Genomic DNA, 25143 nt, shown 5'->3' with positions numbered 1-25143 from the left:
GATTTTAGAGGGTTTTTAACAAAATTTAAAGGTTTTGGCTCACTTTTTGAAAACTTTCATCGTTGGATAGTGAGGGAAAAATAATTTTTATCTATTTTAGACGTTAGAAATCAAAACAAAAGTTTAGAAATAAATTTATTTTTTTGTATTTTTGCCGACAGATTTTTATTGAAAAATAACAAATAATGAGTAATGTTTACGATAATATACTTGGCCTAATAGGAAATACTCCTATGGTGAAGCTTAACACTGTGACGAAAGATATTCCTGCAACCGTTTATGCCAAGTTAGAATCATATAATCCTGGACATTCCACTAAAGACAGAATCGCACTTCATATTATAGAAAACGCTGAGAAAAAAGGTTTATTAAGAGAAGATTCAGTAGTTGTAGAAACTACTTCCGGGAATACAGGATTTTCAATCGCAATGGTTTGCATTATTAAGGGATACAAATGTATTCTTGCGGTAAGTGACAAAACAAAGCCTGAGAAAATTGCCTATCTGAAAGCCCTTGGCGCTACTGTTTATATCTGCCCTGCGAATGTACCCGCGAACGATCCAAGATCATATTACGAAGTGGCTAAAAGAATTGCCCTGGAAACTCCTAATTCTATCTATATCAATCAGTATTTCAATGAATTGAATATAGATGCGCATTATCAGACGACAGGTCCGGAAATATGGGAACAGACACAAGGTAAAATTACCCACCTTTTTGCATGTACCGGAACCGGTGGAACATTATCAGGCTCTGCAAAATTCTTAAAAGAAAAAAATCCTGATATTAAAATCATAGGGGTAGATGCAGACGGATCTATTCTTAAAAGCTATCACGAAACAGGAGAAATTCATAAGGAAGATGTTCATCCATATCAAATCGAAGGTATGGGGAAAAATCTTATCCCTTCCGCTCTTCTTTTTGATAAAGTGGATGAATTTGTAAGAGTTAATGATGAAATGTCGGCCTACAGAACCCGCGAAATTGCATTAAAGGAAGCCATTATGGGAGGATATACAACCGGAGCGGTTACCCAGGCTTTGATTCAATATGCACAATCTCATGAATTTACTGAAAATGATTTAGTTGTACTTATTTATCCTGACCACGGTTCAAGATATATCACAAAAGTCTACAGTGATAAATGGATGGCCGAGCAGGGATTTATTAACAACTGTGTACACAATTATGATGAAGTTTTTAAAACTGAATTCATCAAATAAGGATAAAATAAATTTATACAAACCAAGCCTTTTGTAACCATAAAAGGCTTTTTTAATTAAAAATATTAATAAAATGTTGGATATTTTTGACAGAATAAAAGAAAATCCAGGACCTCTTGGACAATTTGCAGATTATGGTGAAGGGTATTTTATTTTCCCTAGATTAGAAGGACCGATTGGCCCAAGAATGCAGTTTCAGGGAAGAGAAGTTATTTTCTGGAGCGCTAATGATTATCTGGGAATGTGTAATCACCCCGAAGTTCTGGAGGCTGATGCAAAAGCTGCTGCAGAATTCGGAATGTTTTATCCGATGGGTGCAAGAGCAATGTCCGGAGAAACTGAACAACATCTGCAACTGGAAAGAGAGCTGGCTGATTTTGTACAAAAAGAATCTGCATATTTATTGAATTTTGGATATCAGGGAATGGTTTCCACGATTGATGCTTTGGTTGGAAGAAATGACGTGATCGTTTATGATGTTGATTCTCATGCATGTATTGTTGATGGTGTAAGACTTCACGCCGGAAAAAGATTTACTTACAGACATAATGATATTGCAAGCCTTGAAAAAAATCTTGAAAGAGCAACTAAGGTAGCGGAAGAAACTGGTGGCGGTATTCTTGTTATTACAGAAGGCGTTTTCGGGATGAGAGGGCAGCAAGGTAAACTTAAAGAAATATGTGAATTAAAATCAAAATATCAATTCAGACTTTTGGTAGATGATGCACACGGTTTCGGAACTTTGGGAGCAACCGGAGCCGGAGCTGGTGAAGAGCAGGGCTGCCAGGACCAAATTGATGTTTACTTCTCGACTTTTGCAAAGTCAATGGCAGGATTTGGGGCTTTCATAGCCGGTGACAAAGAAATCATCAGATACCTGAAATTTAACTTAAGATCTCAGATTTTTGCAAAATCTCTGACTATGCCAATGGTAATCGGAGGTTTAAAAAGACTGGAGCTTCTGAGAACAAGACCTGAGATTAAAGCTAAACTTTGGGAAAATACAAACAAACTTCAAAACGGTTTAAAAGAAAGAGGATTTAATATCGGTGATACCAATACTTGTGTAACTCCGGTTATGATGCAGGGAACTCCCGTAGAAGCAACACTCTTAGTGAAAGACTTGAGAGAAAACTATAGAATCTTCACATCTGTAGTTGTTTATCCTGTTATACCTAAAGGAATGATTTTACTGAGATTAATTCCTACAGCATCTCACACAGACTCTGAAATCAATGAAACGCTTGCTGCTTTTGAAGCTATTCATGATAAACTGGTAGGTGGCTATTATAAAGATCAGGAGCAAAAACTGCTGGCCGAACAAGGTTTAAGTTTTAAAGAAATTTAAAAATTATAAATAGAAACCACTGAGTGATCAGTGGTTTTTTTTGAAATTATATATTTTGAAAACCTTAACTTTGCAAAAATTTTACTGTTGAAAGACCTTCTCCTTATCACTCCGCCTTTTACACAACTTAATACTCCATATCCGGCAACGGCTTACATTAAAGGTTTTTTGAATACAAAAAATATTTCAAGCTATCAGGTTGATTTGGGAATTGAAGTAATTTTGGAATTATTTTCAAAAGACGGACTTCATAAAATTTTTGATAAAGAAATTGATATTCAGAATGTTTCAGAAAACTCGCAGCGAATTTTTATACTAAGAGAAGAATATAGTAAAACCATTGATCAGGTTATTTCTTTTTTGCAAGGCAAAATGCCTACACTGGCAAGGCAGATCTGTTCAATGAATTTTCTTCCGGAAGCCTCAAGATTTAATCAGCTGGATGATATGGAATTTGCTTTTGGAAACATGGGCTTACAAGATAAAGCTAAACATCTGGCTACCTTATATTTAGAAGATTTATCCGATTATATCATAGAAAATATTGATTCTGATTTTGGCTTCAGCAGATATGCGGAACGTTTAGGTAAAAGTGCCAATTCATTTGATGAATTATATTCAAAATTATCCGGAGATCATACATTTATTGATAGTATTACTTTAAAAATTCTTAAAGAAAAATTAGAATTAATTCAACCAAAGCTGGTTTGTTTTTCGGTTCCGTTTCCGGGAAATTTATATGCTGCATTTCGGTGCGCGAAATTAATAAAAGAAAATTTTCCTCATATCAAAACTGCGATGGGCGGCGGTTTTCCGAATACCGAATTGAGAGAAGTTAAAGACACACGTGTTTTTGAATTTTTTGATTTTATTACCTTAGACGATGGCGAACTTCCGATCGAATTGCTCTGCGAAAATATCTTTCTTTCCGAACAAAGCGAAGAGCTTCAATATAAAAGAACTTTTTTAGTTGAAAATCTAGAAGTAGTCTATAAAAACAATTCTACAAGACACGATTACAAACAAGCCGACATTGGTACTCCCGATTATGCTGATTTACAATTAGATAAATATATTTCCGTTATTGAAATTGCTAACCCCATGCACAGTTTATGGAGCGACGGAAGGTGGAATAAACTTACGATGGCTCATGGATGTTACTGGGGAAAATGTACTTTTTGTGATATTTCTTTAGATTACATAAAAATTTACGAACCTATTTCAGCAAAAATTTTAGTTGACCGGATGGAAGAACTGATCCGGACAACCGGAGAGACAGGATTTCATTTTGTAGATGAAGCTGCCCCGCCCGCTTTGATGAGGGAAGTTGCTTTGGAAATTTTGCGAAGAAATCTTGTAGTAACCTGGTGGACGAATATCCGTTTTGAAAAAAGTTTTACTAAAGATCTTTGTTTTCTATTAAAACTTTCCGGTTGCGTTGCGGTTTCGGGAGGACTTGAAGTTGCAAGTGATCGTTTGCTAAAACTTATTGATAAAGGAATTTCCGTTGAGCAGGTTGCGAAGGTGACCAGAAATTTCACGGAAGCCGGAATCATGATTCATGCTTATCTGATGTATGGATATCCAACGCAGACTGTTCAGGAAACTGTTGATTCTTTGGAGATGGTTCGCCAACTTTTTGAAATGGGAATTTTACAAAGTGCATTCTGGCATCAGTTTGCTATGACTGCCCACTCACCTGTCGGATTAAATCCTGAAGAATTTGGAGTTACACCAATAAAACAGGAAATTTTGTTTGCCAATAACGATATTGATTTTAAAGACAAAACCGGAATCGATCATGGAAAATTTAGTTTCGGTTTGAAAAAATCATTGTTTAATTATATGCACGGAATTAATTTTGAACTTCCATTACAAGAGTGGTTTGATTTTAAAATTCCAAGGACAACGATTCATCAGGATTACATTCATGACAGTTTACTTGAAGATGATGATTTTATATTTAAAGCCAATTCAAAAATTATTTTTTTAACCAAAAGCGTAATCGCTGAGAATCGTGTAAAAACAAAAAAGAAATACAATTACTCATACACGAAAATTACGATTCACTTAAAAACGAATATTGTCAGCATAGAACTTGATAATCAGCATGCAGATTGGCTGATGAAAATATTCAATGAAAATACTATTGAAAATCCCAAAAAGGTTACCCTTCAGCAACTTAAGACTCAATTTGAAGAAAATTTTGATGATTTTGAATTGTTCTGGTTTTCAAAACCGGTACAGCAACTTAAAGAAAATGGTGTAATTTTAAGTTTGTAAATTTTTTATAAAACTTTAATAACTTTGATTTTTATGACAAATTATTGAAAATTTAAATAGGAAAGTTTCAGATAATTTTTGGAACTCTGATAGATTTTGGCTAAAGCCAATTGAATGTTCTTTACTAAAACTAAAACGGGCTAAAGCCCGTTTCTATTGATGTTTATTTCTGAACTCCGTCCTTAGTGACTTCCCCTACAATTACTTTTTCCTGAAATTTAATAAAATTAGGATCCAGAATTGCCATTCTTTCCGCAATAGCTTTATAAGTTGGAAATTTCAGAATTGATGCTCGACCGGACATTTCTCTATATAAAGTGAAAGTTTTTCCGCCGGCGGTTTTTATTTGTTTTGTGGTGGTGATATATTTTCCGATATATTTGCTGTTGGCATCATAAATTTCTATATCAACAAAAGTTTTATCGGCAATAGTATCATCCGCTCCGAAACTTACAGGTAAATTTGTAAAATAACCGACTGGTTTTCCATTACTTAGAATTTCACCTACCGTGTTGACCGTGATATTTAACCTGTCAATCTTACTTCTGATGGTATAGGCATCTTTTGTTTTGGTATCCAGTTTTCTTTTAGGAGAATTCTTGAAAAGTTCATCTAAATTTTTGATATTGATTCCTCTTTCATCAATAATTTTTAAGCTTTTAACACAAGTATAAGCCGCTGATTTTTCCTCACCTGAAAATGCCGATGGTGAAATATAATCTAACTCAAGGGTTTTATCTTTATTATAAATTCTGTTTAGTTTTATATAACTGTCTCTCACAGAATCTACTATACTTTTATCTACAAATTCTACGGTATAGATCGGGGTTTCTTTAAGATCCATGAAAGTGTATATATTGGATTTATTTGAAATCTTAGCAACGTGTACTCCTTCAAGAGTTACGATTCCTCTTTTGATCTTGACCGTTTGGGCATGAAGCAAAAATCCTAAAATTGTAAACACTATAATTAAATTCTTCTTCATAAAAACCAGATTTTACATAACATAAAAAAAGTGTAACCAAAGTTACACTTTCTTGAAAATATATTTAGCTTTTCATTTAATTATTCACAAAGGATGATTCCTTTATTATGATTAAATTCTACAACACCGCTTTTGATAGGATAAGAAAAAACAGAGTCTTTCTCATTTTCTTTGGTAAAATATTTATTATACGCTTCATCAACAGATTTTGTGTACAATTTCACTTTACCACCGATTAAAGAAGAAACAATTCCTGCGTGGTTTTTCATGATGTGGAATTCACCATTTTTTCCAGGCAATAATACTGAGTCTACTTCTCCCTCAAAAACTACGTATTCTGGTGTTAAAATTTTTATATTCATTTTAATTTAGATTAAAAGATTAAAAGATTGAAGATTAAAAGATTTTGACAAACATTAAATGTCTCTCATCTCACATCTAAAAATCTTATGTCTAATTAAGCGTTATCAGCTAACATTTTTTGTCCGGCTTCGATAGCTTCTTCGATAGTTCCTTTCAGGTTGAAAGCAGCTTCCGGTAAGTGATCCAATTCACCATCAATGATCATGTTGAATCCTTTGATCGTATCTTTGATATCTACCAATGATCCCGGAATACCTGTAAACTGTTCCGCTACGTGGAAAGGCTGAGATAAGAATCTCTGAACTTTTCTTGCACGGTAAACTACTGATTTATCTTCTTCTGAAAGTTCTTCCATACCAAGGATGGCGATGATATCCTGAAGCGCTTTATATCTCTGAAGGATTTCTTTTACTCTCTGAGCACAGTTATAATGTTCTTCACCGATTACTTCCGGCGCAAGGATTCTTGAAGTAGAAGCCAATGGATCTACCGCAGGATAAATACCCAATGAAGCAATTTTTCTGTCTAGTACCGTTGTTGCATCCAAGTGGGCAAATGTAGTTGCCGGAGCCGGGTCCGTTAAGTCATCCGCAGGTACGTAAACCGCCTGTACTGAAGTAATTGAGCCATTTTTAGTAGAAGTAATTCTTTCCTGCATCGCACCCATTTCAGAAGCAAGTGTCGGTTGATAACCTACCGCAGATGGCATACGACCAAGAAGTGCAGATACCTCAGAACCAGCTTGTGTAAAACGGAAAATGTTGTCTACGAAGAAAAGTACGTCTCTACCTTGTCCGCTTTCACCACCATCTCTATAATATTCAGCTAATGTAAGACCGGAAAGTGCTACTCTCGCTCTTGCACCAGGTGGCTCATTCATCTGTCCGAAAACGAATGCTGCTTTAGAATCTTTCATAGCTTCCATATCCACTTTAGAAAGATCCCAACCTCCGTTTTCCATAGAGTGCATGAAATCCTCACCATACTTGATGATACCAGATTCCAACATCTCTCTTAAAAGGTCATTTCCTTCTCTCGTTCTTTCACCAACTCCGGCGAAAACAGAAAGACCTCCGTGTCCTTTTGCAATATTATTAATCAACTCCTGAATCAATACTGTTTTACCTACACCGGCACCTCCGAACAAACCGATTTTACCTCCTTTTGCGTAAGGCTCGATAAGGTCGATTACTTTAATACCTGTAAATAAAACTTCTGCAGAAGTTGAAAGTTGATCAAATTTTGGAGCTTCTCTGTGGATAGGAAGACCTCCCTCCTTAGAAATATTCTGAAGCCCGTCGATAGCATCACCAACAACGTTAAAAAGTCTTCCGTTTACAGCCTCTCCGATTGGCATTGTAATAGGATTTCCGTATCCGATTACATCCTGCCCTCTTTTAAGACCATCAGTAGCGTCCATTGCGATACATCTTACTGTATCTTCTCCAATATGTTGTTCTACCTCTAAAACTACTTTTTCACCGTTATCCTTTGTAATTTCTAACGCGTCATAAATGCTTGGAATTGCTTCCACATCAGTAAAGACAACGTCGATTACCGGACCAATAATTTGAGAAATTTTACCTTTAATTTGGTTTGCCATTGCTAAATTTTTTCTTGGTGCAAATATAATGATTCTTGCTTAACCCGCAATTGGTAAAAAACAGATTTTTATCATACTTTTCAAGCAATGTAACAATACAGCAATTTACCAATATAACAATAGATACTATTAAAATTATTGATACACTGTTATATTTATACATTGTTACATTATTTCATATATTTGCAGTCAAATTTTTTCCGGTTGAAAGTTTTTAAGAATTTTAATGATTATACTCCTCAAAAGCCTTTAGCATTGTCTTTAGGGATGTTTGACGGGGTGCATCTTGGTCATAAAAGTATTATAGATGAATTGATAAAAGTGGGTTCAGAAAACAATTTGGAAACTGCCGTTCTTACTTTCTGGCCGCATCCGAGATTCGTTTTCAATCCTAATGAAGATCTTAAACTATTGAATACAAGGGAGGAGAAAAAATTTTTAATGGAAAAATATGACATTGAAAATTTATTTCTGAAAGAATTTGATGAAGAGTTCAGAAACTTAACGGGTGAAGAATTTGTGCGTCAGATTTTAGTAGACAAATTAAATGTAAAATATCTGATCATTGGTTACGACCATTCTTTCGGCAAAAACAAAAGCGGAAACTTCAAACTCCTTCAAGAACTTTCAAAAGAACTTGGTTTTGAGGTTGAACAGATGGAAGCCATTAATATTCATGAAAATAACATCAGCTCTACCAAAGTACGGAATGCTCTTTTAGAAGGAAATATTAAACAAGCCAATGAAATGCTGGGCTACCCCTATTCTGTCTCCGGAACTGTGGTACACGGAAAAAAAATTGGAAGAACCATCGGCTATCCTACGGCAAATATTGAAACGGATTCTATAAAACTTTTGCCTAAAAAAGGAGCGTATATCGTTGAAGTTTTTGTTAAAAATCAGCAATACAAAGGAATGTTGAGCATCGGGACCAACCCTACCGTAAATGGAGAAAAACTAACAATTGAAGTTTATATTCTTGATTTTGAGGGTGATATCTATGATGAACAAATTACCGTAAAATTCAGAGATTTTCTTCACGACGAAATAAAATTTGAAGGGCTTGAGAAATTAATTGAAAGACTGGATGAAGATAAAAGGTTGACTGAAGAATTTAATTTTTAAGAATCTCTTCTTTTGCTTTTTTCGTCAAAGAATTGAATACCAAATCATACGAATGATCGATCATTTTTAAAATCAGATCTTGTTTTAAACCTTCTACCATAACCGAATTCCAATGCGTTTTATTCATGTGATAGGCGCCTGTGATCTGCGGGTACTGCTCACGAAGTTCGGCACTCCATTCCGGATCTGTTTTTACATTGATTGCCAACGGTTGTTTTTCCAGTGCCATTAATAAAAACATTTTTGTTCCTACTTTAAGTACAAGAGTTTCATTATCAAAAGGAAAACTTTCTGTCACTCCTTTCTTAGCAAGACAATAATCTAAAATTTCGTTGGCATCCATTGTTTATGAGTAATAAGTAATTGGTAATGGCTATTTTTTTGATAATTAATAATTGATAATTGATGTTTATCTAAAGTTATCTTTCTTTACCGTTTATTGCTCCAAATTTAGTAAATTTAAGAAGCAAACAACAACTTCACAAACGAGATTATTATGAAAGCTTTAGTCATCGGTGCTACAGGCGCTACGGGAAAAGATTTGGTTAATCAACTGCTACAGGATAAAGATTTTGAAGAAGTCAATATTTTTGTGCGAAAACCTATTGATATTCAGAATGAAAAGCTAAAGGCACATGTCGTAAACTTTGAAAATCCCGAAGAATGGAAAGATAAAGTGAAAGGTGATGTTGCTTTTTCCTGCCTGGGAACTACATTAAAAGCCGCAGGAAGCAAAGAAGCTCAAAGAAAGGTTGATTTCGATTATCAATACGAATTTGCCAAAGCAGCTAAAGAAAACAACGTTGACGATTATATTCTTGTGTCTTCTTATGGAGCCCATCCCAAATCCAAAATTTTTTACTCCAAAATGAAAGGAGAACTGGAAGAAGCCGTTAAAAAGCTCCATTTTGAGAAAATTACTATTTTCAAACCAGGAATGTTAGAAAGAAAAGATTCCGACAGAGCCGGAGAAGTTTTGGGAAGCCGGATTATAAAATTTGCCAATAAGTTAGGACTTCTTGAAAGTCAGAAACCATTACCAACAGATGTTTTAGCGAAGGCTATGATTAATTCGTCAAAGATAAAAAGCAATGGCTATTCAAGTATAGAATTAGGGAATATATTCTGTTTCGCAGAGAAATGATACAATAATCTAACAATGTATCAATATAGCAGTATAACAATTTAATAATTCCGAACTGAATTGGTAAACCGCTACACTGTTATATTGTTATATTAAATAATACTGTTATTTCAAATACTTTGTAATCGCCTCGTCCGTAGGCTTAGTGGTGCTTACAAAAGAATCGATTAATTTTCCGTTTTCATCAATTAAGAATTTGGTAAAATTCCAAAGGATGGTAGTATTTTTTACACCGTTTAAATCTTTTTCAGTTAAATATTTAAAGATCGGCGCCGTATCCTCCCCTTTTACTGAAACTTTTGCAGCCATAGGAAATGTTACCCCATAGTTTTTCTGGCAGAAAGCACCAATTTCTTTATTGGTTCCCGGTTCCTGTCCTCCAAAATTATTGGCAGGAAATCCTACAACGACCAATTTATCTTTATACTCTTGTGCAACTTTTTCAAGATCAGCGTATTGAGGAGTAAACCCACACTCTGAAGCAGTATTTACAATAAGAATTTTCTTTCCTTTAAAATCTGCAAAATTGATCTGTTTGCCTTCTTCCAGAGCATCAACTTTGAAATCATATATTGATTTTCCCATAAGTTCTTTGGTTTTAGCTTTAGAGACATCGCTTTTTTTCTGAGCGCAACTATTGAAAAATGCTACAAATGAAAGCAGCATTAAAAATATTTTTTTCATAACTTTATTTATTAATTAAAATTTAAATGTATTGGCAGGAAACACTTTGTTGATATCGATTCTGTTGATTAGCATTACATAATCTCCATCTTTCTTTGTACTGGAAGATTCAATCCTGAAAGGCATATACAAATTTCCAACCTTTTTGTATTCCGAGTACAGTAAAGTTTCATCTTTTTTCACTTCTTTTACAAGCATATAATCTTTTGTATCGAAATAATAGATGTTTTTATTTACATTTTTCGTTAATTCCACTTTATGACAGTAAACATTTCCGATCTTTTCTTTTCCAAGATATTTTGCATCAAAACCTTTGCTTTCCCAATCGATAAAATCATTGTCAAAACTTTCTGCAATATAATCCGGATATTCCTGAACTTTATTGGCCGCGTAATTCATTGCATACCCTTTGGTTCCGTCGTAGCCTTCGATCGCTGTGTCTTTTCCTCCGATTGTGATCACTGTCTTTGTAAGATTCGGACGTTGCTGATAAATTTTTATCGGGTATTCATCTTTAATTCCTAAAATTACTTTACCCTGAAGCAATACAGAATTTAAAAGCTTCCAGTTGGTTAATCCTCCGGATAATTCAATGTTTTTATCAATGATTTCTTTTGCGGTCTGTGCAAAAATTGACTGTGAAAATATCAGGACGAATACTAAAAGTAACTTCTTCATTAATTTTATTTATAAAGTCAAATATAAGGTTTTATTAATTTACCGATGTATCAGTTTAGCAATTAATTGGATAACAATTTCCGGGCTTTCTCCAAATCTTCCGGCGTATCGATCCCGACTCCTATGAAATTGGTCTCTATCATCTTGATTTTCATACCATATTCGAGATAACGGATACACTCAATCTTTTCTGAAATTTCAAGAGGTTTCATTTCTAATTTTGAAAACTGAATCAAAGCATGCTTTCTGAAAGCGTAAACGCCAATATGTTTAAAATAATTTACATCATAAGAAATTTCCCTGTGAAAAGGAATTACAGAACGGCTGAAATATAAAGCAAAACCGTTGTTATCCGTAATAACTTTTACATTGTTCGGATTTTCAATTTCTTCTTTTTTCTGAAGTTTTATTTTTAATGAAGCTAAAGAAATTTCCTGGTTTTCATCATGATGAAAAACTTCAATTAACTGTTGTAAAGGTTCTAATTTAAGAAAAGGTTCATCACCCTGAACATTAATCACAATATCACAGTCAATATTTTGTACAGCTTCTGCAATTCTGTCGCTTCCGGTTTCGTGTTGTCCGGTCATTACGGCTTTTCCGCCATTTTCAGCAATTTCATTAAAGATAATTTCCGAATCGGTGGCCACAAAAACTTCATCAAACAAGCCCGTTTCCACAACATTCTGATAAGTTGTCGTAATAACGGTTTTCTCGCCCAGCACCTGCATCAGCTTAGCCGGAAAACGGCTGGCTTCGTAACGCGCGGGAATAACTGCGATTATTTTCATAACAAAATGTATCGATATAACAATGTAACAGTTTAGCAATAAACGAATTCAACATTGGTACATTGTTAAACTGTTACATTGATAAATTTATTTAAGATTGTTCAAAGCATTTTCCAATTTTGGCATCATCGTAGAAATTTCTTCAGTAGCCAAACCTCCAACAGAAGCTCTGAACCAAGGCTCAGATTTTTCTTCTCCGAAGGCAGAGAAAGGTACCAAAGCAACTCCTGCCTCATTAATTAAATAGAATACCAAATCAGAAGAATTTTCTATCACAGAACCATCCGGTTTTGTTTTTCCGATATAATCTAATTTAATAGTCAAATAAAGCGCCCCCATTGGTTCAATACTGTCAACTGCAAGACCTTTTCCTTTCAGATCCTGAATTCCGGCGTGAAGAACTTTTAAGCTAGCGTCTAATTTTCCTTTAAAATCTTCTACAAAGGCATTTACATCATCCGGATTTTCAAAATATTTTGCAGTAGCTTCCTGTTCCGGTTTTGGCGCCCAGGCTCCCACGTGCGTTAAAAGAGCCTTCATTTTATCTAAAATATGAGAAGGACCGAATCCCCAACCCACACGAACTCCGGTTGCTGCCAAGCATTTAGAAATCCCGTCAATGTAAACGGTATATGCTCTCATTTCAGGAAAAAGAGATACAGGATCAACGTGTTCTGAACCAAAAGTAAGGTTAGAATAGATTTGATCATACATTAAATATAATGGTTTTTCGTCTTCTCCTCTTTTTTTGTTCTCTGCCAAAATTAATTCACAGATTTCAGAAAGCTGTTCTTTTGTAAACATTGTCCCTGTAGGATTTAATGGCGAACAAAGCGCTACCAAAACCGCTCCTTCTAAATGAGGTCTTAAATCATCTGCAGTCGGCAAGAAATTATTTTCCTGAGTTGTTTTTACTTCTACGGCATCAGCTGAAGTAAGGTACGCATAGTGGTTATTATTCCATGAAGGTATCGGGTAAACTACTTTATCTCCTTCATCAACGATTGTCTTATAAACCGCATAAATTAATGGTCTTGAACCAGCAGTGATTAAAATATCGTTGGGCGAATAATCAAGGTTCCATCTTGTTTTTAAATCTTTGGAAACTTCTTTTCTTAAAGATAAAAGTCCATTTGCAGGCGGATAATTTGTCAGATTATTCTGATAAGCTTTCTGAATTTCCTCCTTCAGTTTGGCAGGAATCGGATAAATATTAGAATTAAGATCACCAATCGTAAGGTTAGCAATCTCCGCACCTTTTGCCTTTAAATCGTTTACTTCATTACCAATTTTTACAATTTCAGAACCGATCAGGTTCGCCGCTAATTTTGAAACTTTCACTTTATTTTTATTTAATTATTTTAATGTAACAATATAACAGTGTAACAGGATAACAATAATTGGTATATTATTACACTGTTACATTGTTAGATTTAGTTATGTTAGTTGTAAATCTTTTTTCACCTGATTAATTTTCTCCTCCAAAGATTTTAATTTGTCTCTGAAATCCGCTTCAGAAGTAATCTCATCTTTTACCGAGATATAAAACTTGATTTTCGGCTCTGTTCCGGAAGGTCTTACACAGACTTTTGTTCCATCCTGAGTATAATAAATAAGCACATTCGATTTTGGAATGTCGTTCATTACTTCTTTTTCTCCTTTTGATACGATGAAATTTGTCTGCTCTTTAAAATCCTTTACTTCTTCTACCGGAGAACCTGCCAATTCTTTTGGAGGATTTTCACGGAAATTTTTCATCATATTCTGAATTTCTTCCGCACCGTCTCTTCCTTTTCTTACCAAATTCACCAAACCTTCGTAATACATTCCGGTTTCCTGATAAATTTCAATAAGATACTGGTACATTGTTCTTCCGTTGGCTTTGCACCATGCTGCAATTTCACATGCAAGCACGATACTTCCGCAAGAATCTTTATCTCGAACGAAATCTCCTGTCATAAATCCGAAACTCTCTTCTCCACCGCAAACGAATTTTTCTTTCCCTTCAACATCACGGATCATTTTTCCGATCCATTTAAATCCAGTCAATCCAACTTTACATTCAACACCGAATTTCTGAGCAATATCAAAGAAAATATCAGAAGTTACAATCGTAGAACCGATGAATTCTTTTCCTGTAATTCTATCCTGCTTTCTCCATTCATTTAAAATATAATACGTTAAGATTGTATTACACTGATTCCCATTTAATAACTGAATTTCTCCATCCAGATTTCTTACGGCAATTCCCAGTCTGTCGCCATCCGGATCTGTCCCGATTACGATATCAGCATTGGTAATTTTTGCTAAATCCATTGCCATTTCCAACGCAGCAGGTTCTTCAGGATTTGGAGAATCAACAGTCGGGAAATTTCCGCTAGGAATCATTTGTTCCTTAACTAAATCTATCTTTTTGAAACCTGCTTTTTTCAAAGCTTTCGGAACTGTAGTGTAGGTTGTGCCGTGGATGGATGTGAAAACAATATTTAAATTTCCTTTTCCAACATTCTGATAGGTAGAATTTTCGATACATGCATCGATGTAAACTTCGTCCTGCTCCTCTCCGATCCACTCGATTAAATCATCATTTCCATTAAATTTAATTTCGTCAAATTTTACGGAATAAACTTCATTGATAATCGCTTCATCATGTGGTGGAACTATTTGTGCGCCGTCATTCCAATATACTTTATAGCCGTTATATTCCGGTGGGTTGTGAGAAGCTGTCAGTACAATCCCTCCATTACATTTTTTATCACGAACGGTGAAAGACAATTCCGGAGTAGGTCTGTGATCTTTAAAAAGCAACACTTTAATTCCGTTTGCCGTTAAAACATCAGCAACCAATTTTCCGAATTCTTTTGAGTTATTTCTTACATCATAAGCAATCGCTACTTTAATTTCTTCATTTGGAAATTGCTTTAACATATAATTCGCAAGTCCCTGTGTTGCTTGGCCTAACGTATATTTATTTAAACGATTGGTTCCAACACCCATAATTCCTCTCATTCCTCCTGTTCCGAATTCCAGTTCTCTGTAAAAAGAGTCTTCCAGATCAGGTGAATTTCCATCAATCAATAACTGTACAGCATTTCTTGTTTCTTCATCAAATGATTCGTGCAACCAAAGTTTTGCTTTTTCTAATGTTGTCATATTTGTATTTCGTATATTTTTGGGCCGGAAATTGGAAGATAGAAGCATGAAGTCTTCCAGCTTCAAACTCCCAGCTAATTTATTATTCTTTTATCTGGTTTCTAAATGCTATAATCTGGTTCATTATATTATAGCTTTCATTATATAATTTATCAAAATCATCTTCTGAGATATATTTCCTATTTTTCGCTTTATATAAGCAGGTTACAACTTCAGCTAAAGAGCGGATTGAGTATCCTAAAAACTTTCTAAACTCTAATCTTGACTGTAAAATACTTCCTTCAGAAATATTAAGAGCAACAGAATCAGAAGCCCTTCTTATTGTGATCTTCTTAATCTAGTTTTTTATTTTCTACACGAGTTGTTTTATCAATTTTAAACGCCCGGATCGGATCATCATAATAAATAAATTTCGCAGTATTCTGCACATGTCCTTTTAATGAATCTTTCACGTTTACTTCAGCGTAATTCCCATTTTTTGAATCAATAACCAAATTTTCAATTTTCCAGTAAGGTGCAATCAAACTTGCTGTATCAGAGATCTTTATCACAGCATCTTTCGTTTGACCTAAAAAATTAGCTCTGCTTCGGTTCAGCATTTCAACTTCCGCTCTTCTTGTATTTACCGAACCCATAAATGTAGCGTAATTTTTTAAATTAAGCCTAAAATTGTCAGTCTTAATTTCACTTGAAATGTTCATTTCTACCGAATCAGAAATGGTAACTTTTTCCAGATTGTATTTTGAGTAAATCGTAATATTATAAAAATCTACGCCTTTAGTGCTGCGCTTTTCTTTAATTGTCAATGTTTTATCTTTTACATCAACATCGAGATTATCAGCTACATTCGGATAAGTTTCAATCTCAACAAAATTTTTTGCTCCTCTTGCATAAAATACCCGAAATTTCCCTTCGAGATCAAGATTTACAAATTCCGAAACATCTACATCTTTCCTTTCAATATTTCCTTTCGGAGAAACCTTTCCACAGGAAACTAACGCTACCAGTATGAATGTGTAAAATATATTTTTCATATTTAATTTAAAACATTTTATATAAAATCAAACTTATCGCCGAACTTTCCACTCCCATCAAAACATAAAGAACTAATACTCTCCACAGTAAGCCTGTTTTTGAGTATGAATTTTTAAAAGCATTCCAATAAGTTATTGCCGGGAAGATAATAGAAAGACCGAATATAATTTTGTCGATAAATTCGAAAATTTTTGAAACAGGCTGCCACAGACCTATTAAACTCACGATATCATCTAACAAAAATATGATTAAAATTCCTAAAAGACTAACCGTTCCAATGATAAAATGTTCCGCAATGTTCAATTTGACTTTTTTAAAAATGAAATAAGCATTGCTTGCAAGCATCGGAATAATCACAAATAATATTGTTTTGGAATATTTTGACAGAAAATTCCTTATTTCAAAATCATCTTCAAAAACTTCAGGTGGTGCAAATTTTTCGTAATAATGTATTCCTAATACATTGAAACTGAAAAGAATCAGCAACAACGGTATAAAACTGCTGTATCTGATTCTTTTTCCTGAAATATAATCCATTGCCGTTTCACCGGGTCTGAAAAAAATATCTTTTAAAGTATTGAAAAATTTCGTTTCGACATGCCAAATCGATCCAAGAATATCATTTTTGATAAGAGAACGTGGAGTTATTCTTGCTGTGTCGGTTTTCTGTCCGCAATGAGGACAAAACTCATCGGAAACTGAATGACCACAGTTCAAGCAACTTTTTTTGTTCATCTTTAAATCACCTCGTCAATATTGTAATTTTTATGTTCTCTGTTTGTTCTGATAATCATTTCACCTAAAAATCCTGCTACGAAAAGCAATGTTCCCATCAGCATCATTGTGAGAGCAATATAAAACCATGGATTATCTGTGATTAAATGTCCGTAAATCCCTCTTGCAACATCAATTAATTTTGAAATTCCCAGCCAGAGCGCTGAAAGAAATCCGACAATAAACATCAAAGTTCCAACCGCACCGAAAAAATGCATTGGCCTGCCGCCGAAACGACTTACAAACCAAAGCGTTACCAAATCCAGAAAACCTCTGATAAATCTTTCTGTACCAAATTTTGAAGTTCCGTAAGGCCTTGCCTGATGCTGAACTTCTTTTTCTGTAATTTTTCTGAAACCCGCATTGGCAGCCAATACCGGAATATAACGGTGCATATCTCCGTAAACATCAATGGTTTTTACTACTTGCTTTTTGTATGCTTTTAAGCCGCAGTTGAAATCATGAAGATAAACTCCTGAAACTTTTCTCGCCGCTGCATTGAACAATTTTGACGGCACATTTTTCGTCATGACATTATCAAAACGTTTCTTTTTCCATCCGGAAACGATGTCGTAATTTTCATTGACAACCATTGAATATAATTCCGGTATTTCTTCCGGAAAATCCTGTAGATCAGCATCCATGGTAATAATAACATCGCCGCTGGTTCTTTCAAAAGCAGCATGAAGTGCCTGGGATTTTCCGTAATTTTTAGAAAACTTGATGGCATGGATCTGTGGATTCTGAACTTTAAGGTTTTCAATAATACTCCATGACAAGTCTGTACTTCCGTCATCTACAAACCAGATCTCGTAAGATAAACTGTTGGATCTGCACACATTATCAATCCGTGAAAAAAGCTCTTCCAAAGATGCTTCCTCATTTAATAACGGAATAACTATAGATAAATTCATTTAATTCTGATAAAAAATTATTCTTTGATTTCTGTTTCCTGATAGATTGTTTTTGTTCTGAAAAACGCTCCGAAAAACAACGACAAAACTACGTAAAATATAAGTATCGCCGCAAAATATCCTGAAAAATGACTTGCTGTGAGCATATCTTTTCCTTTAACCGCTTCTGGTGTAAAACTTTGAATCCTTTCTTTATACTTGTGATCAAGCTCGTCGATATCTTTCTGATGCTTTAAAATCTTTCTGGCAGAAGTATATTCTTTGTCCAGCTCAGATTTTTGTCTCGTAACATACTGATAATTCAACAGCTTTTTTGCATCTGTATCAACAAAATTCAGAAATGCATAAATGCTTAAAATCGATAAAATTCCACCGATAAACATCGGAACAAAAGCTCTTTTAAAAGCTTGTTTAAAACTTACCACTTTATGGCTGCTCCAATATGTTTTTACTGACCAAAAGGCTGCTCCGGCATAAATGATCGGTAAAATGAAAGCATTGGCTTTCAATGAAATATCAAAATATTCAACTCCTGAAAAGAAGTAATACACCACGAAAAAAACGATCATCGTAGCTCCAAATAATAAAATTCCTAATGTGGAATGGCTTTTTGTCATATCTAAATTTTTAGAAAATTTCTGAAAATTATTGCTCTTAATCTCAGCAATTTAGCGTTGGTTAAGGCTTTTTCCAATTAATTTTCTTTGATAACACTTTTAATTTTATAAAATATTCCTATCTTTGCAACGGCAAGTCCTAAACAACCAGCTCCTGAGAATCCTCCAGGGTGGGAACGCAGCAAAGGTAATTGGTCGTAGCGGTGTGATTTAGGTAGCTTGCCATTTTTTATTGGTTTAAGTTGAAGAGAGGTAATTTGAAGATTATCTTTTTTTATGTCTAAACTTTCCAACATTTCTATTTTAATTTTCAAATTACCTTTCAACTTTATTTAAAATTCGAACTCCTCTCCCAATTTTGGTAAAACAAGTTCTACGTTTTTATCTGCAAAATGTTTCATTGCACTTTCGTGATTGATCTCAATCGCAGGAAACGTATCAAAATGACATCCGATCACTTTTGGTGTTTTTAATAATTCTGATGATGCGAAAGCCGCTTTTCTAGGACACATTGTGTAATGACTGCCAATCGGAAGAATCGAAAGGTGTAAATTTCCGTATAATCTTGGAAATAACTCCATATCAGCCATTACGCCGGTATCTCCTGCCATATACAGATTTTTACCTTCAGGAAGTCTGAAAATGTATCCTACAGGAACACCTCCGTAGCTTCCGTCCGGAAATGAACTTGTATGATGAGCCGGAACCATCGAAATTTTAAGATCATCGATTTTTGCCGATCCTCCTAAGTTTACATCGTCTTTGTTTTTTGCATTTTTAAAATATCCGCAGATTTCAGGAACAGCAATAATTGTTGCTTCAGGGTGATAATGCAAAACCTCTTCAACATCTGCAATATGATCTCCGTGCGCGTGAGTCAATAAAATATAATCGATTTTCTGAGCAGAAATATCAAACCCCGATTCTGCTTTTTTATAGTTGTAAAAAGGATCTGATAAAATTGTTTTGTCTTTGTATGTGAATAAAAAACAATTTTGTCCTAAGAATTTTATTTTCATTTTTAATTTATTTTTGAAGATTATTTAATTAAGATGCTTCGACAAGTTCAGCATGATGTGGAGCTAACAAACCAGCTTTTAATGAAAGAAATTAAGCCCTAAAGCCGTAAGCACTGCCATCATTAAAGTCATAATTCCTACCTGTTTTAAGAATGGATCAAGCTCTCTGGGATTTTTTACGGTCATTATTTTTCTCCTGATCTTCATCAAAGGAAGCATCAAAATCATCACAATGAAAACATAATAATTCTGAGTTTGGAAAAACCCATTTACAGCTAAAAATATCAGCATTAAAATTAAAGGAAGCTGCAAAAGAATCATCTCATAAATCATTGCATTTTTAAATCCAATTCTTAATGCAAGGCTGTTTTTTCCGGATAATTTATCACTTTCGATATCTCGCATGTTGTTCAGGTTTAAAACAGCCATACTCATCATTCCAACCGCAGTTCCTGGCAACAACATATCCCAACTGAATGTTTTTGTAAATAAGAAATAACTTCCGCAAACAGACACCAAACCGAAAAAGATGAACACGAAAACGTCTCCCAGTCCCATATAGCCATACGGTTTTTTACCTACTGTATATCCGATTGCAGCTAAGATACTTGCTGCTCCCAAACCGATAAAAATGTAAAATTCATTCATATAATCCGGAATGAAAGCTACATACAGCAAAGCAACCGTTGCTGCAAAAGATAAAACTGAAAGCAGAATTACTGCATTTTTCATCTGTTTTGCGGTAATTTTTCCTGAGGCTACGGCTCTTGCTTCTGCCTCCGTAGCTCTTTTTGCGTCGGTACCTTTTACTCCGTCACCATAATCATTTGCATAGTTTGACAGAACCTGATACAGCAAAGTCACTAAAAGTGCCAGAGCAAAAATCTTCCAGTCCCAGGCTCCGCCTTCGCCATATAATCTCCATTTGGCAATGAAAGCTCCCATAATAATCCCACTTAATGAAAGTGGTAATGTTCTAAGCCTTGCGGCTTTTATCCAATCAGTCATAATTTATAAGTAATGGGCAATGAGTAATTAGTAATGGAAAAAAATTGCTCATTACTAATTATTCATTACTTATTTTGTTAAGATATCCATTGATTTTCGCCGAAATCCGGTTTTCTTTTTTCAAGGAAAGCGTTTCTTCCTTCCTGGGCTTCTTCCGTCATGTAAGCGAGACGCGTTGCTTCTCCTGCAAAAACCTGTTGCCCTACCATTCCGTCGTCGGTGAGGTTCATGGCGAATTTCAGCATTCTGATGGAAGTCGGAGATTTTGCTAAAATTTCCTGTGCCCACTCATAAGCGGTATCTTCCAGCTCAGCGTGAGGAACCACTTTATTCACCATTCCCATTTCAAAAGCTTCCTGAGCCGAATAATTTCTGCCTAAAAAGAAAATCTCACGGGCTTTTTTCTGTCCAACCATCTTAGCCAGGTATGCAGAGCCATAACCACCGTCAAAACTTGTTACGTCAGCATCTGTTTGTTTGAAGATAGCGTGTTCTTCACTTGCTAATGTTAAGTCACAAACCACATGAAGAGAGTGTCCTCCACCCACAGCCCATCCCGGAACAACGGCAATCACAACCTTTGGCATAAAGCGAATCAGTCGTTGAACTTCAAGAATATTCAAACGATGTCTTCCGTCTTCACCAACATATCCCTGATGTCCTCTTGCTTTTTGATCACCACCACTGCAGAAAGCCCAACCTCCATCTTTCGGACTCGGTCCTTCTCCGGAAAGCAGAACAACACCTATCGAAGGATCTTCGTAAGCGTCATAAAAAGCATCGTACAATTCTGAGGTAGTTTTAGGTCTGAAAGCATTACGAACTTCCGGTCTGTTGAAAGCGATTCTTGCAACACCATTACATTTTTTATAGGTAATATCTTCGTATTCTTTGGCGGTTTTCCACTCGATCATTGTTGTAAAAATTTTTCCCAAAGATACGGAATTGCATAGAATTTTAACATTGATTTCTAATGATAATGAGGGGAAAAATTCAGTTTTATGATAAAAAATTAACGAAATTCGATTTTATCATTAAAGATTAAATGGAATTAAATATAACCATTTAAAACTTAAATTTAAGGTATAAAAAAAGACGCCGGTTCAGCGTCTCTATTATTTGTAAATACTTATATTAAAGCATTTTAAGATTATTGACTTCCTGTTCTGTAAGGATTCTCCAGTGTCCTCTTTTGATATTCTTTTTAGTAAGTCCTGCAAACATCACTCTGTCAAGTGCTTCCACTTCGTATCCTAATCTCTGAAAAATTCTTCTGATCACACGATTCCAGCCAATATGGATCTCTATTCCTATTTCATTCTTAGGTTTTCCTTCGATAAAAGAAATCTGATCTACTTCTGCTACCCCTTCATCCAGACGAATCCCTTCAGCAATAAGCTTCATGTCTTCATGAGTAAGTTTTTTATCTAAAGTCACGTGATAAATTTTCTTCGCATCAAAAGACGGATGCGTAAGTTTTTTGGTCATATGCCCGTCATTTGTTAAAAGAATAACTCCCGTTGTAGAGCGATCAAGCCTTCCCACCGGGAATAATCGATAAGGTGAAGCATTTGCCACAAGATCCATCACTGTTTTTCTTGCTTTGTCATCTTTTGTGGTAGAAATATATCCTTTAGGTTTATTCAAAAGAACATAAACAGGTTTTTCAGGGGTAATATTCTGTCCGTCAAAAACAACTTTGTCCGTCTTCTGAACCTGATAGCCCATTTCAGTTACCACTTTCCCGTTGACCTCAACAAGTCCCTGTGTAATAAGATCATCCGCTTCTCTTCTGCTGCAGATCCCTGAATTGGCGATATATTTATTCAGACGAATAGTGTCTTTATGTACATCCTTTTCAATTTTGTTCAACCTCCTTTTCTGTACAAAAGATTTATTTTTATCTTCACGGTTTTCTGTTCCTGGTCTTTTTCCGTATTTCAGGCTGCCTCTTTCGTATTTATCTCTGGTATCAAAATTATTGGGTCTGCTTCCTCCTCTTTTCGGTGCAGATTTTCCAAAAGATTTTTTTTCTTCCCCTGAACTGGTTATAAAAGGTTCCTGTTCCGTTTTTCCGTATTTCTTATCCATTCGAGCCTGGTAACTGGTGTCACCGCTTCTCCTCGAATCTGAATTTCTCTCTCCTGCTTTCGGGAAAGACTTTTTAAAAGGTTTTGACTCTGAAGAATTTCCAGATCTGGAAGCACGAGAATTATCAGAATTTTTCTTGGTTGAAATTCTTGGTCTCTTTGGTCGTTCTGAATTATTATTATCTCTGCTCATTCTAAAAATTTCTGCAAAGATAGTATATTTAATAACGAGTTAAAAATTAAGAATCATAACTTTGCAATATAGTCTTATGTTAACTAAACAGAAAACCCAAAAATGATAACAGTATTAAACGATAATTTTTCTCAGTTAAACGATTTTTTACACTCAAAATCTTTCAGCAAGATCTTTATTCTGGTTGACGAAAATACGCATGAATATTGTCTTCCTGTTCTGTTGGGAAATCTGGAAACGGATCTGGCTTTTGAGATTCTTGAAATCGAACCGGGTGAAGAAATGAAAAACATCACGACAGCCAACCAGCTCTGGGAAATCCTTACAGAAATGCAGGCGGACCGTAAAGCTTTGGTAATCAATCTCGGAGGCGGTGTGATTACAGATATGGGAGGATTTGTAGCGTCTACTTATAAAAGAGGTGTTCCGTTTATTAACATTCCTACTACCCTTTTGTCTATGTGTGATGCTTCCATTGGTGGGAAAACCGGAATTGACCTGATGCATTATAAAAATATGGTCGGAACATTTACTTTCCCGGAACAGATATTTGTTTATCCAAAATTCCTGGAAACCTTACCTTATAAAGAATTAAGAAGCGGTTTTGCAGAAATGCTGAAACATGGTTTAATTGCAGATGAAAAACACTGGGAAAATCTTATCCATATTTCTAAACTTGATTTTGAGTCGGTTATTCCTCATATTTCTACCTCTATGGAAATTAAGCAAAATGTTGTTCAACAGGATTTTCATGAAAAGAATATCCGTAAAACGTTAAATTTTGGGCATACCATCGGTCATGCTATTGAAAGTTTATGTTTAAATCAGGGAAATCCTATTCTTCACGGTGAGGCTGTCGCTATGGGAATGATTACCGAAACTCATCTATCTTTTTTGGAAGGGCTTATCTCGGAAGAAATCTGCAACATTGTTATTGAAAATATTCAGAAATGTTATCCTTATCTGGACATCAGTGATTTTAAAGATGATGATATCTTCGAATTGTTGATTAATGATAAAAAGAATACGGATAGTAAGATCAATTTTTCATTGATTTCAGGAATCGGATCCTGTACATTTGATTATCAGTGCAGCAAGAAAAATATCTCCTCTTCCCTGGATTTTTACAGAAAACTGAATGATGCCTAGAGATTTTTACGGCTGATAAAGCCTAGAATCATTAAATATTTAACAAAATTGTCAATTTAGAGCATTTCTAAACATACATTTAATTAAATCTATAAAAACAAGTAATACAATAACTTAGCATTTAATTTCATTATTACTAAATACTGTTTTTCGCTGACATTTATCATAATTTATTTTTTTGGCAAGCAATTTGAAAGATACTCCCCGTCAAATTGATTGACAGTAGTAAAATTTAAAATTAGAAAAAGTAAATTATTAAAAATTACAGTTATGAAAAAGTTAATTTTAGGAATAGCTCTTACAGCTGGTTCATTAGCGTTTGCTCAGACTACAACAGGTTCTTCAACAAGTCCAATTAGATTCGGTGCGAAAGCAGGAATGAACGTAGCATCCCTTTCTAAAGATGCAGGTCTTGAAGATCAAAAATCAAAGATTGGATTTAACGCAGGTGTTTTTGCCAACATTCCGTTAGCAAGTTCATTCAGCATCCAGCCGGAGGTTATGTATTCTCAGTATGGTGCTAAAATCGAAAGCGTAAATGAATCTACAGTACTTGGTACTACAACAAGAACAGTAAACTCATCTTCTACACACTTAGATTATATTACAGTACCAGTAATGTTCCAGTATAATTTCGTGCCTAACTTCTATGTGGAAGCAGGTCCTGAATTCGGTTTCAACGTAACTGCTAAAAACAAAGGAGACAGAACTGTGACTACTAGCAACTCTTCAGGTAGTTCAAGCGCAACAACAAGTTATTCAGAAGATATTGATAAGGATAACATCAATACTTTTAACTTCGGTATCGGTTTAGGAGCAGGATATTATTTCACAGATAATATTGGTATCACAGCAAGATACGTAGCAGGTCTTACGGATATTGCTAAAGACAGACCAAGTGGCTCTGATGCTATCAGAAACAATGTTTTCCAAGTTGGAGTAGCATTTAAGTTCTAGGAATTAA

General features: G+C 34.9%; 25 protein-coding genes and 1 other RNA gene. 8 read left to right on the top strand and 18 right to left on the bottom strand.

Annotation, left to right across the window (positions count from 1 at the left end; genetic code table 11):
- The first annotated feature begins 185 nt into the window (after positions 1-185).
- The 3 genes from ACWNCI_RS04255 to ACWNCI_RS04245 all read left to right on the top strand — a co-directional run bounded on the left by ACWNCI_RS04255 (position 186) and on the right by ACWNCI_RS04245 (position 4854).
- Entirely contained in the window at positions 186-1223 is a 1038-nt protein-coding gene (locus ACWNCI_RS04255; RefSeq protein ID WP_042720078.1) for a PLP-dependent cysteine synthase family protein, read from the top strand.
- A gap of 76 nt (positions 1224-1299) precedes the next feature.
- Positions 1300-2571, top strand: coding sequence for an aminotransferase class I/II-fold pyridoxal phosphate-dependent enzyme (locus ACWNCI_RS04250; protein ID WP_346986664.1), 1272 nt, complete (start codon positions 1300-1302; stop codon positions 2569-2571).
- Between the two features lie 87 nt (positions 2572-2658).
- Positions 2659-4854: a B12-binding domain-containing radical SAM protein gene (locus ACWNCI_RS04245; RefSeq protein ID WP_449387305.1), complete on the top strand. Its 2196-nt coding sequence runs from the start codon at positions 2659-2661 to the stop codon at positions 4852-4854.
- Between the two features lie 163 nt (positions 4855-5017).
- Here ACWNCI_RS04245 and ACWNCI_RS04240 read toward each other — a convergent pair whose 3' ends face one another.
- The 3 genes from ACWNCI_RS04240 to atpD form a co-directional block, all read right to left on the bottom strand.
- Positions 5018-5839: a hypothetical protein gene (locus tag ACWNCI_RS04240; RefSeq protein ID WP_042720081.1), complete on the bottom strand. Its 822-nt coding sequence runs from the start codon at positions 5837-5839 to the stop codon at positions 5018-5020.
- A gap of 80 nt (positions 5840-5919) precedes the next feature.
- Positions 5920-6201, bottom strand: coding sequence for a FoF1 ATP synthase subunit delta/epsilon (locus ACWNCI_RS04235; RefSeq protein WP_066436270.1), 282 nt, complete (start codon positions 6199-6201; stop codon positions 5920-5922).
- Positions 6202-6296: 95 nt separating this feature from the next.
- Positions 6297-7805 carry a F0F1 ATP synthase subunit beta gene (gene atpD, locus ACWNCI_RS04230; RefSeq protein WP_042720082.1) on the bottom strand — a complete coding sequence of 503 codons (1509 nt, stop codon included), beginning with the start codon at positions 7803-7805 and terminating at the stop codon, positions 6297-6299.
- Positions 7806-8009: 204 nt separating this feature from the next.
- Between atpD and ACWNCI_RS04225 the strand changes: the two genes are divergently transcribed.
- Positions 8010-8930, top strand: a complete 921-nt coding sequence (locus ACWNCI_RS04225; RefSeq protein WP_449387304.1) for a bifunctional riboflavin kinase/FAD synthetase — start codon at positions 8010-8012, stop codon at positions 8928-8930.
- Here the strand turns inward: ACWNCI_RS04225 and ACWNCI_RS04220 are convergent.
- On the bottom strand, positions 8920-9273 hold the full coding sequence (locus ACWNCI_RS04220) for an MmcQ/YjbR family DNA-binding protein (protein ID WP_449387303.1): 354 nt from the start codon (positions 9271-9273) through the stop codon (positions 8920-8922). The genes ACWNCI_RS04225 and ACWNCI_RS04220 overlap by 11 nt on opposite strands.
- Before the next feature lie 153 nt (positions 9274-9426).
- On the opposite strand from ACWNCI_RS04220, the gene ACWNCI_RS04215 reads away from it, so the two are divergent.
- Positions 9427-10074, top strand: a complete 648-nt coding sequence (locus ACWNCI_RS04215; RefSeq protein WP_449387302.1) for an NAD(P)H-binding protein — start codon at positions 9427-9429, stop codon at positions 10072-10074.
- Positions 10075-10179: 105 nt separating this feature from the next.
- On the opposite strand, the gene ACWNCI_RS04210 is transcribed toward ACWNCI_RS04215, so the two are convergent.
- The 10 genes from ACWNCI_RS04210 to ACWNCI_RS04165 form a co-directional block, all read right to left on the bottom strand.
- Complete coding sequence (locus ACWNCI_RS04210) at positions 10180-10758, bottom strand: glutathione peroxidase (protein WP_449387301.1); 579 nt, start codon at positions 10756-10758, stop codon at positions 10180-10182.
- A gap of 15 nt (positions 10759-10773) precedes the next feature.
- Entirely contained in the window at positions 10774-11436 is a 663-nt protein-coding gene (locus ACWNCI_RS04205; RefSeq protein ID WP_449387300.1) for a histidine kinase, read from the bottom strand.
- Positions 11437-11498: 62 nt separating this feature from the next.
- Positions 11499-12227: a 3-deoxy-manno-octulosonate cytidylyltransferase gene (gene kdsB, locus ACWNCI_RS04200; protein ID WP_449387299.1), complete on the bottom strand. Its 729-nt coding sequence runs from the start codon at positions 12225-12227 to the stop codon at positions 11499-11501.
- 87 nt (positions 12228-12314) lie between these two features.
- Complete coding sequence (locus ACWNCI_RS04195) at positions 12315-13568, bottom strand: pyridoxal phosphate-dependent aminotransferase (protein WP_449387298.1); 1254 nt, start codon at positions 13566-13568, stop codon at positions 12315-12317.
- 96 nt (positions 13569-13664) lie between these two features.
- A complete protein-coding gene (locus ACWNCI_RS04190; protein ID WP_449387297.1) occupies positions 13665-15380 on the bottom strand; it encodes a phospho-sugar mutase in 1716 nt (571 codons plus the stop codon).
- An 82-nt stretch (positions 15381-15462) separates the two neighbouring features.
- Positions 15463-15702 carry a four helix bundle protein gene (locus ACWNCI_RS04185; RefSeq protein ID WP_449389480.1) on the bottom strand — a complete coding sequence of 80 codons (240 nt, stop codon included), beginning with the start codon at positions 15700-15702 and terminating at the stop codon, positions 15463-15465.
- A 10-nt stretch (positions 15703-15712) separates the two neighbouring features.
- A complete protein-coding gene (locus ACWNCI_RS04180; protein ID WP_449387296.1) occupies positions 15713-16414 on the bottom strand; it encodes a GIN domain-containing protein in 702 nt (233 codons plus the stop codon).
- A 7-nt stretch (positions 16415-16421) separates the two neighbouring features.
- Complete coding sequence (locus ACWNCI_RS04175) at positions 16422-17150, bottom strand: DUF3667 domain-containing protein (RefSeq protein WP_449387295.1); 729 nt, start codon at positions 17148-17150, stop codon at positions 16422-16424.
- 2 nt (positions 17151-17152) lie between these two features.
- Positions 17153-18103: a glycosyltransferase family 2 protein gene (locus ACWNCI_RS04170; RefSeq protein ID WP_449387294.1), complete on the bottom strand. Its 951-nt coding sequence runs from the start codon at positions 18101-18103 to the stop codon at positions 17153-17155.
- Between the two features lie 17 nt (positions 18104-18120).
- Positions 18121-18720, bottom strand: a complete 600-nt coding sequence (locus ACWNCI_RS04165; protein WP_449387293.1) for a DUF4199 domain-containing protein — start codon at positions 18718-18720, stop codon at positions 18121-18123.
- Between the two features lie 130 nt (positions 18721-18850).
- On the opposite strand from ACWNCI_RS04165, the gene ffs reads away from it, so the two are divergent.
- Positions 18851-18948: signal recognition particle sRNA small type (ffs, locus tag ACWNCI_RS04160), an RNA gene on the top strand.
- 104 nt (positions 18949-19052) lie between these two features.
- Here ffs and ACWNCI_RS04155 read toward each other — a convergent pair.
- The 4 genes from ACWNCI_RS04155 to ACWNCI_RS04140 form a co-directional block, all read right to left on the bottom strand.
- The gene (locus tag ACWNCI_RS04155) at positions 19053-19739 is read right to left on the bottom strand and encodes a metal-dependent hydrolase (protein WP_449387292.1); all 687 of its coding nucleotides are present in this window, start codon (positions 19737-19739) and stop codon (positions 19053-19055) included.
- Between the two features lie 78 nt (positions 19740-19817).
- Positions 19818-20747 carry a 1,4-dihydroxy-2-naphthoate octaprenyltransferase gene (gene menA, locus ACWNCI_RS04150; RefSeq protein ID WP_449387291.1) on the bottom strand — a complete coding sequence of 310 codons (930 nt, stop codon included), beginning with the start codon at positions 20745-20747 and terminating at the stop codon, positions 19818-19820.
- 77 nt (positions 20748-20824) lie between these two features.
- Positions 20825-21661 carry a 1,4-dihydroxy-2-naphthoyl-CoA synthase gene (locus tag ACWNCI_RS04145; RefSeq protein ID WP_042723259.1) on the bottom strand — a complete coding sequence of 279 codons (837 nt, stop codon included), beginning with the start codon at positions 21659-21661 and terminating at the stop codon, positions 20825-20827.
- 220 nt (positions 21662-21881) lie between these two features.
- The gene (locus ACWNCI_RS04140) at positions 21882-23030 is read right to left on the bottom strand and encodes a pseudouridine synthase (RefSeq protein ID WP_346985477.1); all 1149 of its coding nucleotides are present in this window, start codon (positions 23028-23030) and stop codon (positions 21882-21884) included.
- A gap of 102 nt (positions 23031-23132) precedes the next feature.
- On the opposite strand from ACWNCI_RS04140, the gene aroB reads away from it, so the two are divergent.
- Entirely contained in the window at positions 23133-24179 is a 1047-nt protein-coding gene (aroB, locus tag ACWNCI_RS04135) for a 3-dehydroquinate synthase (RefSeq protein WP_449387290.1), read from the top strand.
- Positions 24180-24449: 270 nt separating this feature from the next.
- Positions 24450-25136, top strand: coding sequence for a porin family protein (locus ACWNCI_RS04130; RefSeq protein ID WP_346985479.1), 687 nt, complete (start codon positions 24450-24452; stop codon positions 25134-25136).
- The last annotated feature ends 7 nt before the right edge of the window (positions 25137-25143 follow it).

The organism is Chryseobacterium lineare (assembly GCF_977014045.1).
Note: the sequence above shows the minus strand (reverse complement) of the source record. Positions and strands in the feature narration are given on the sequence as shown.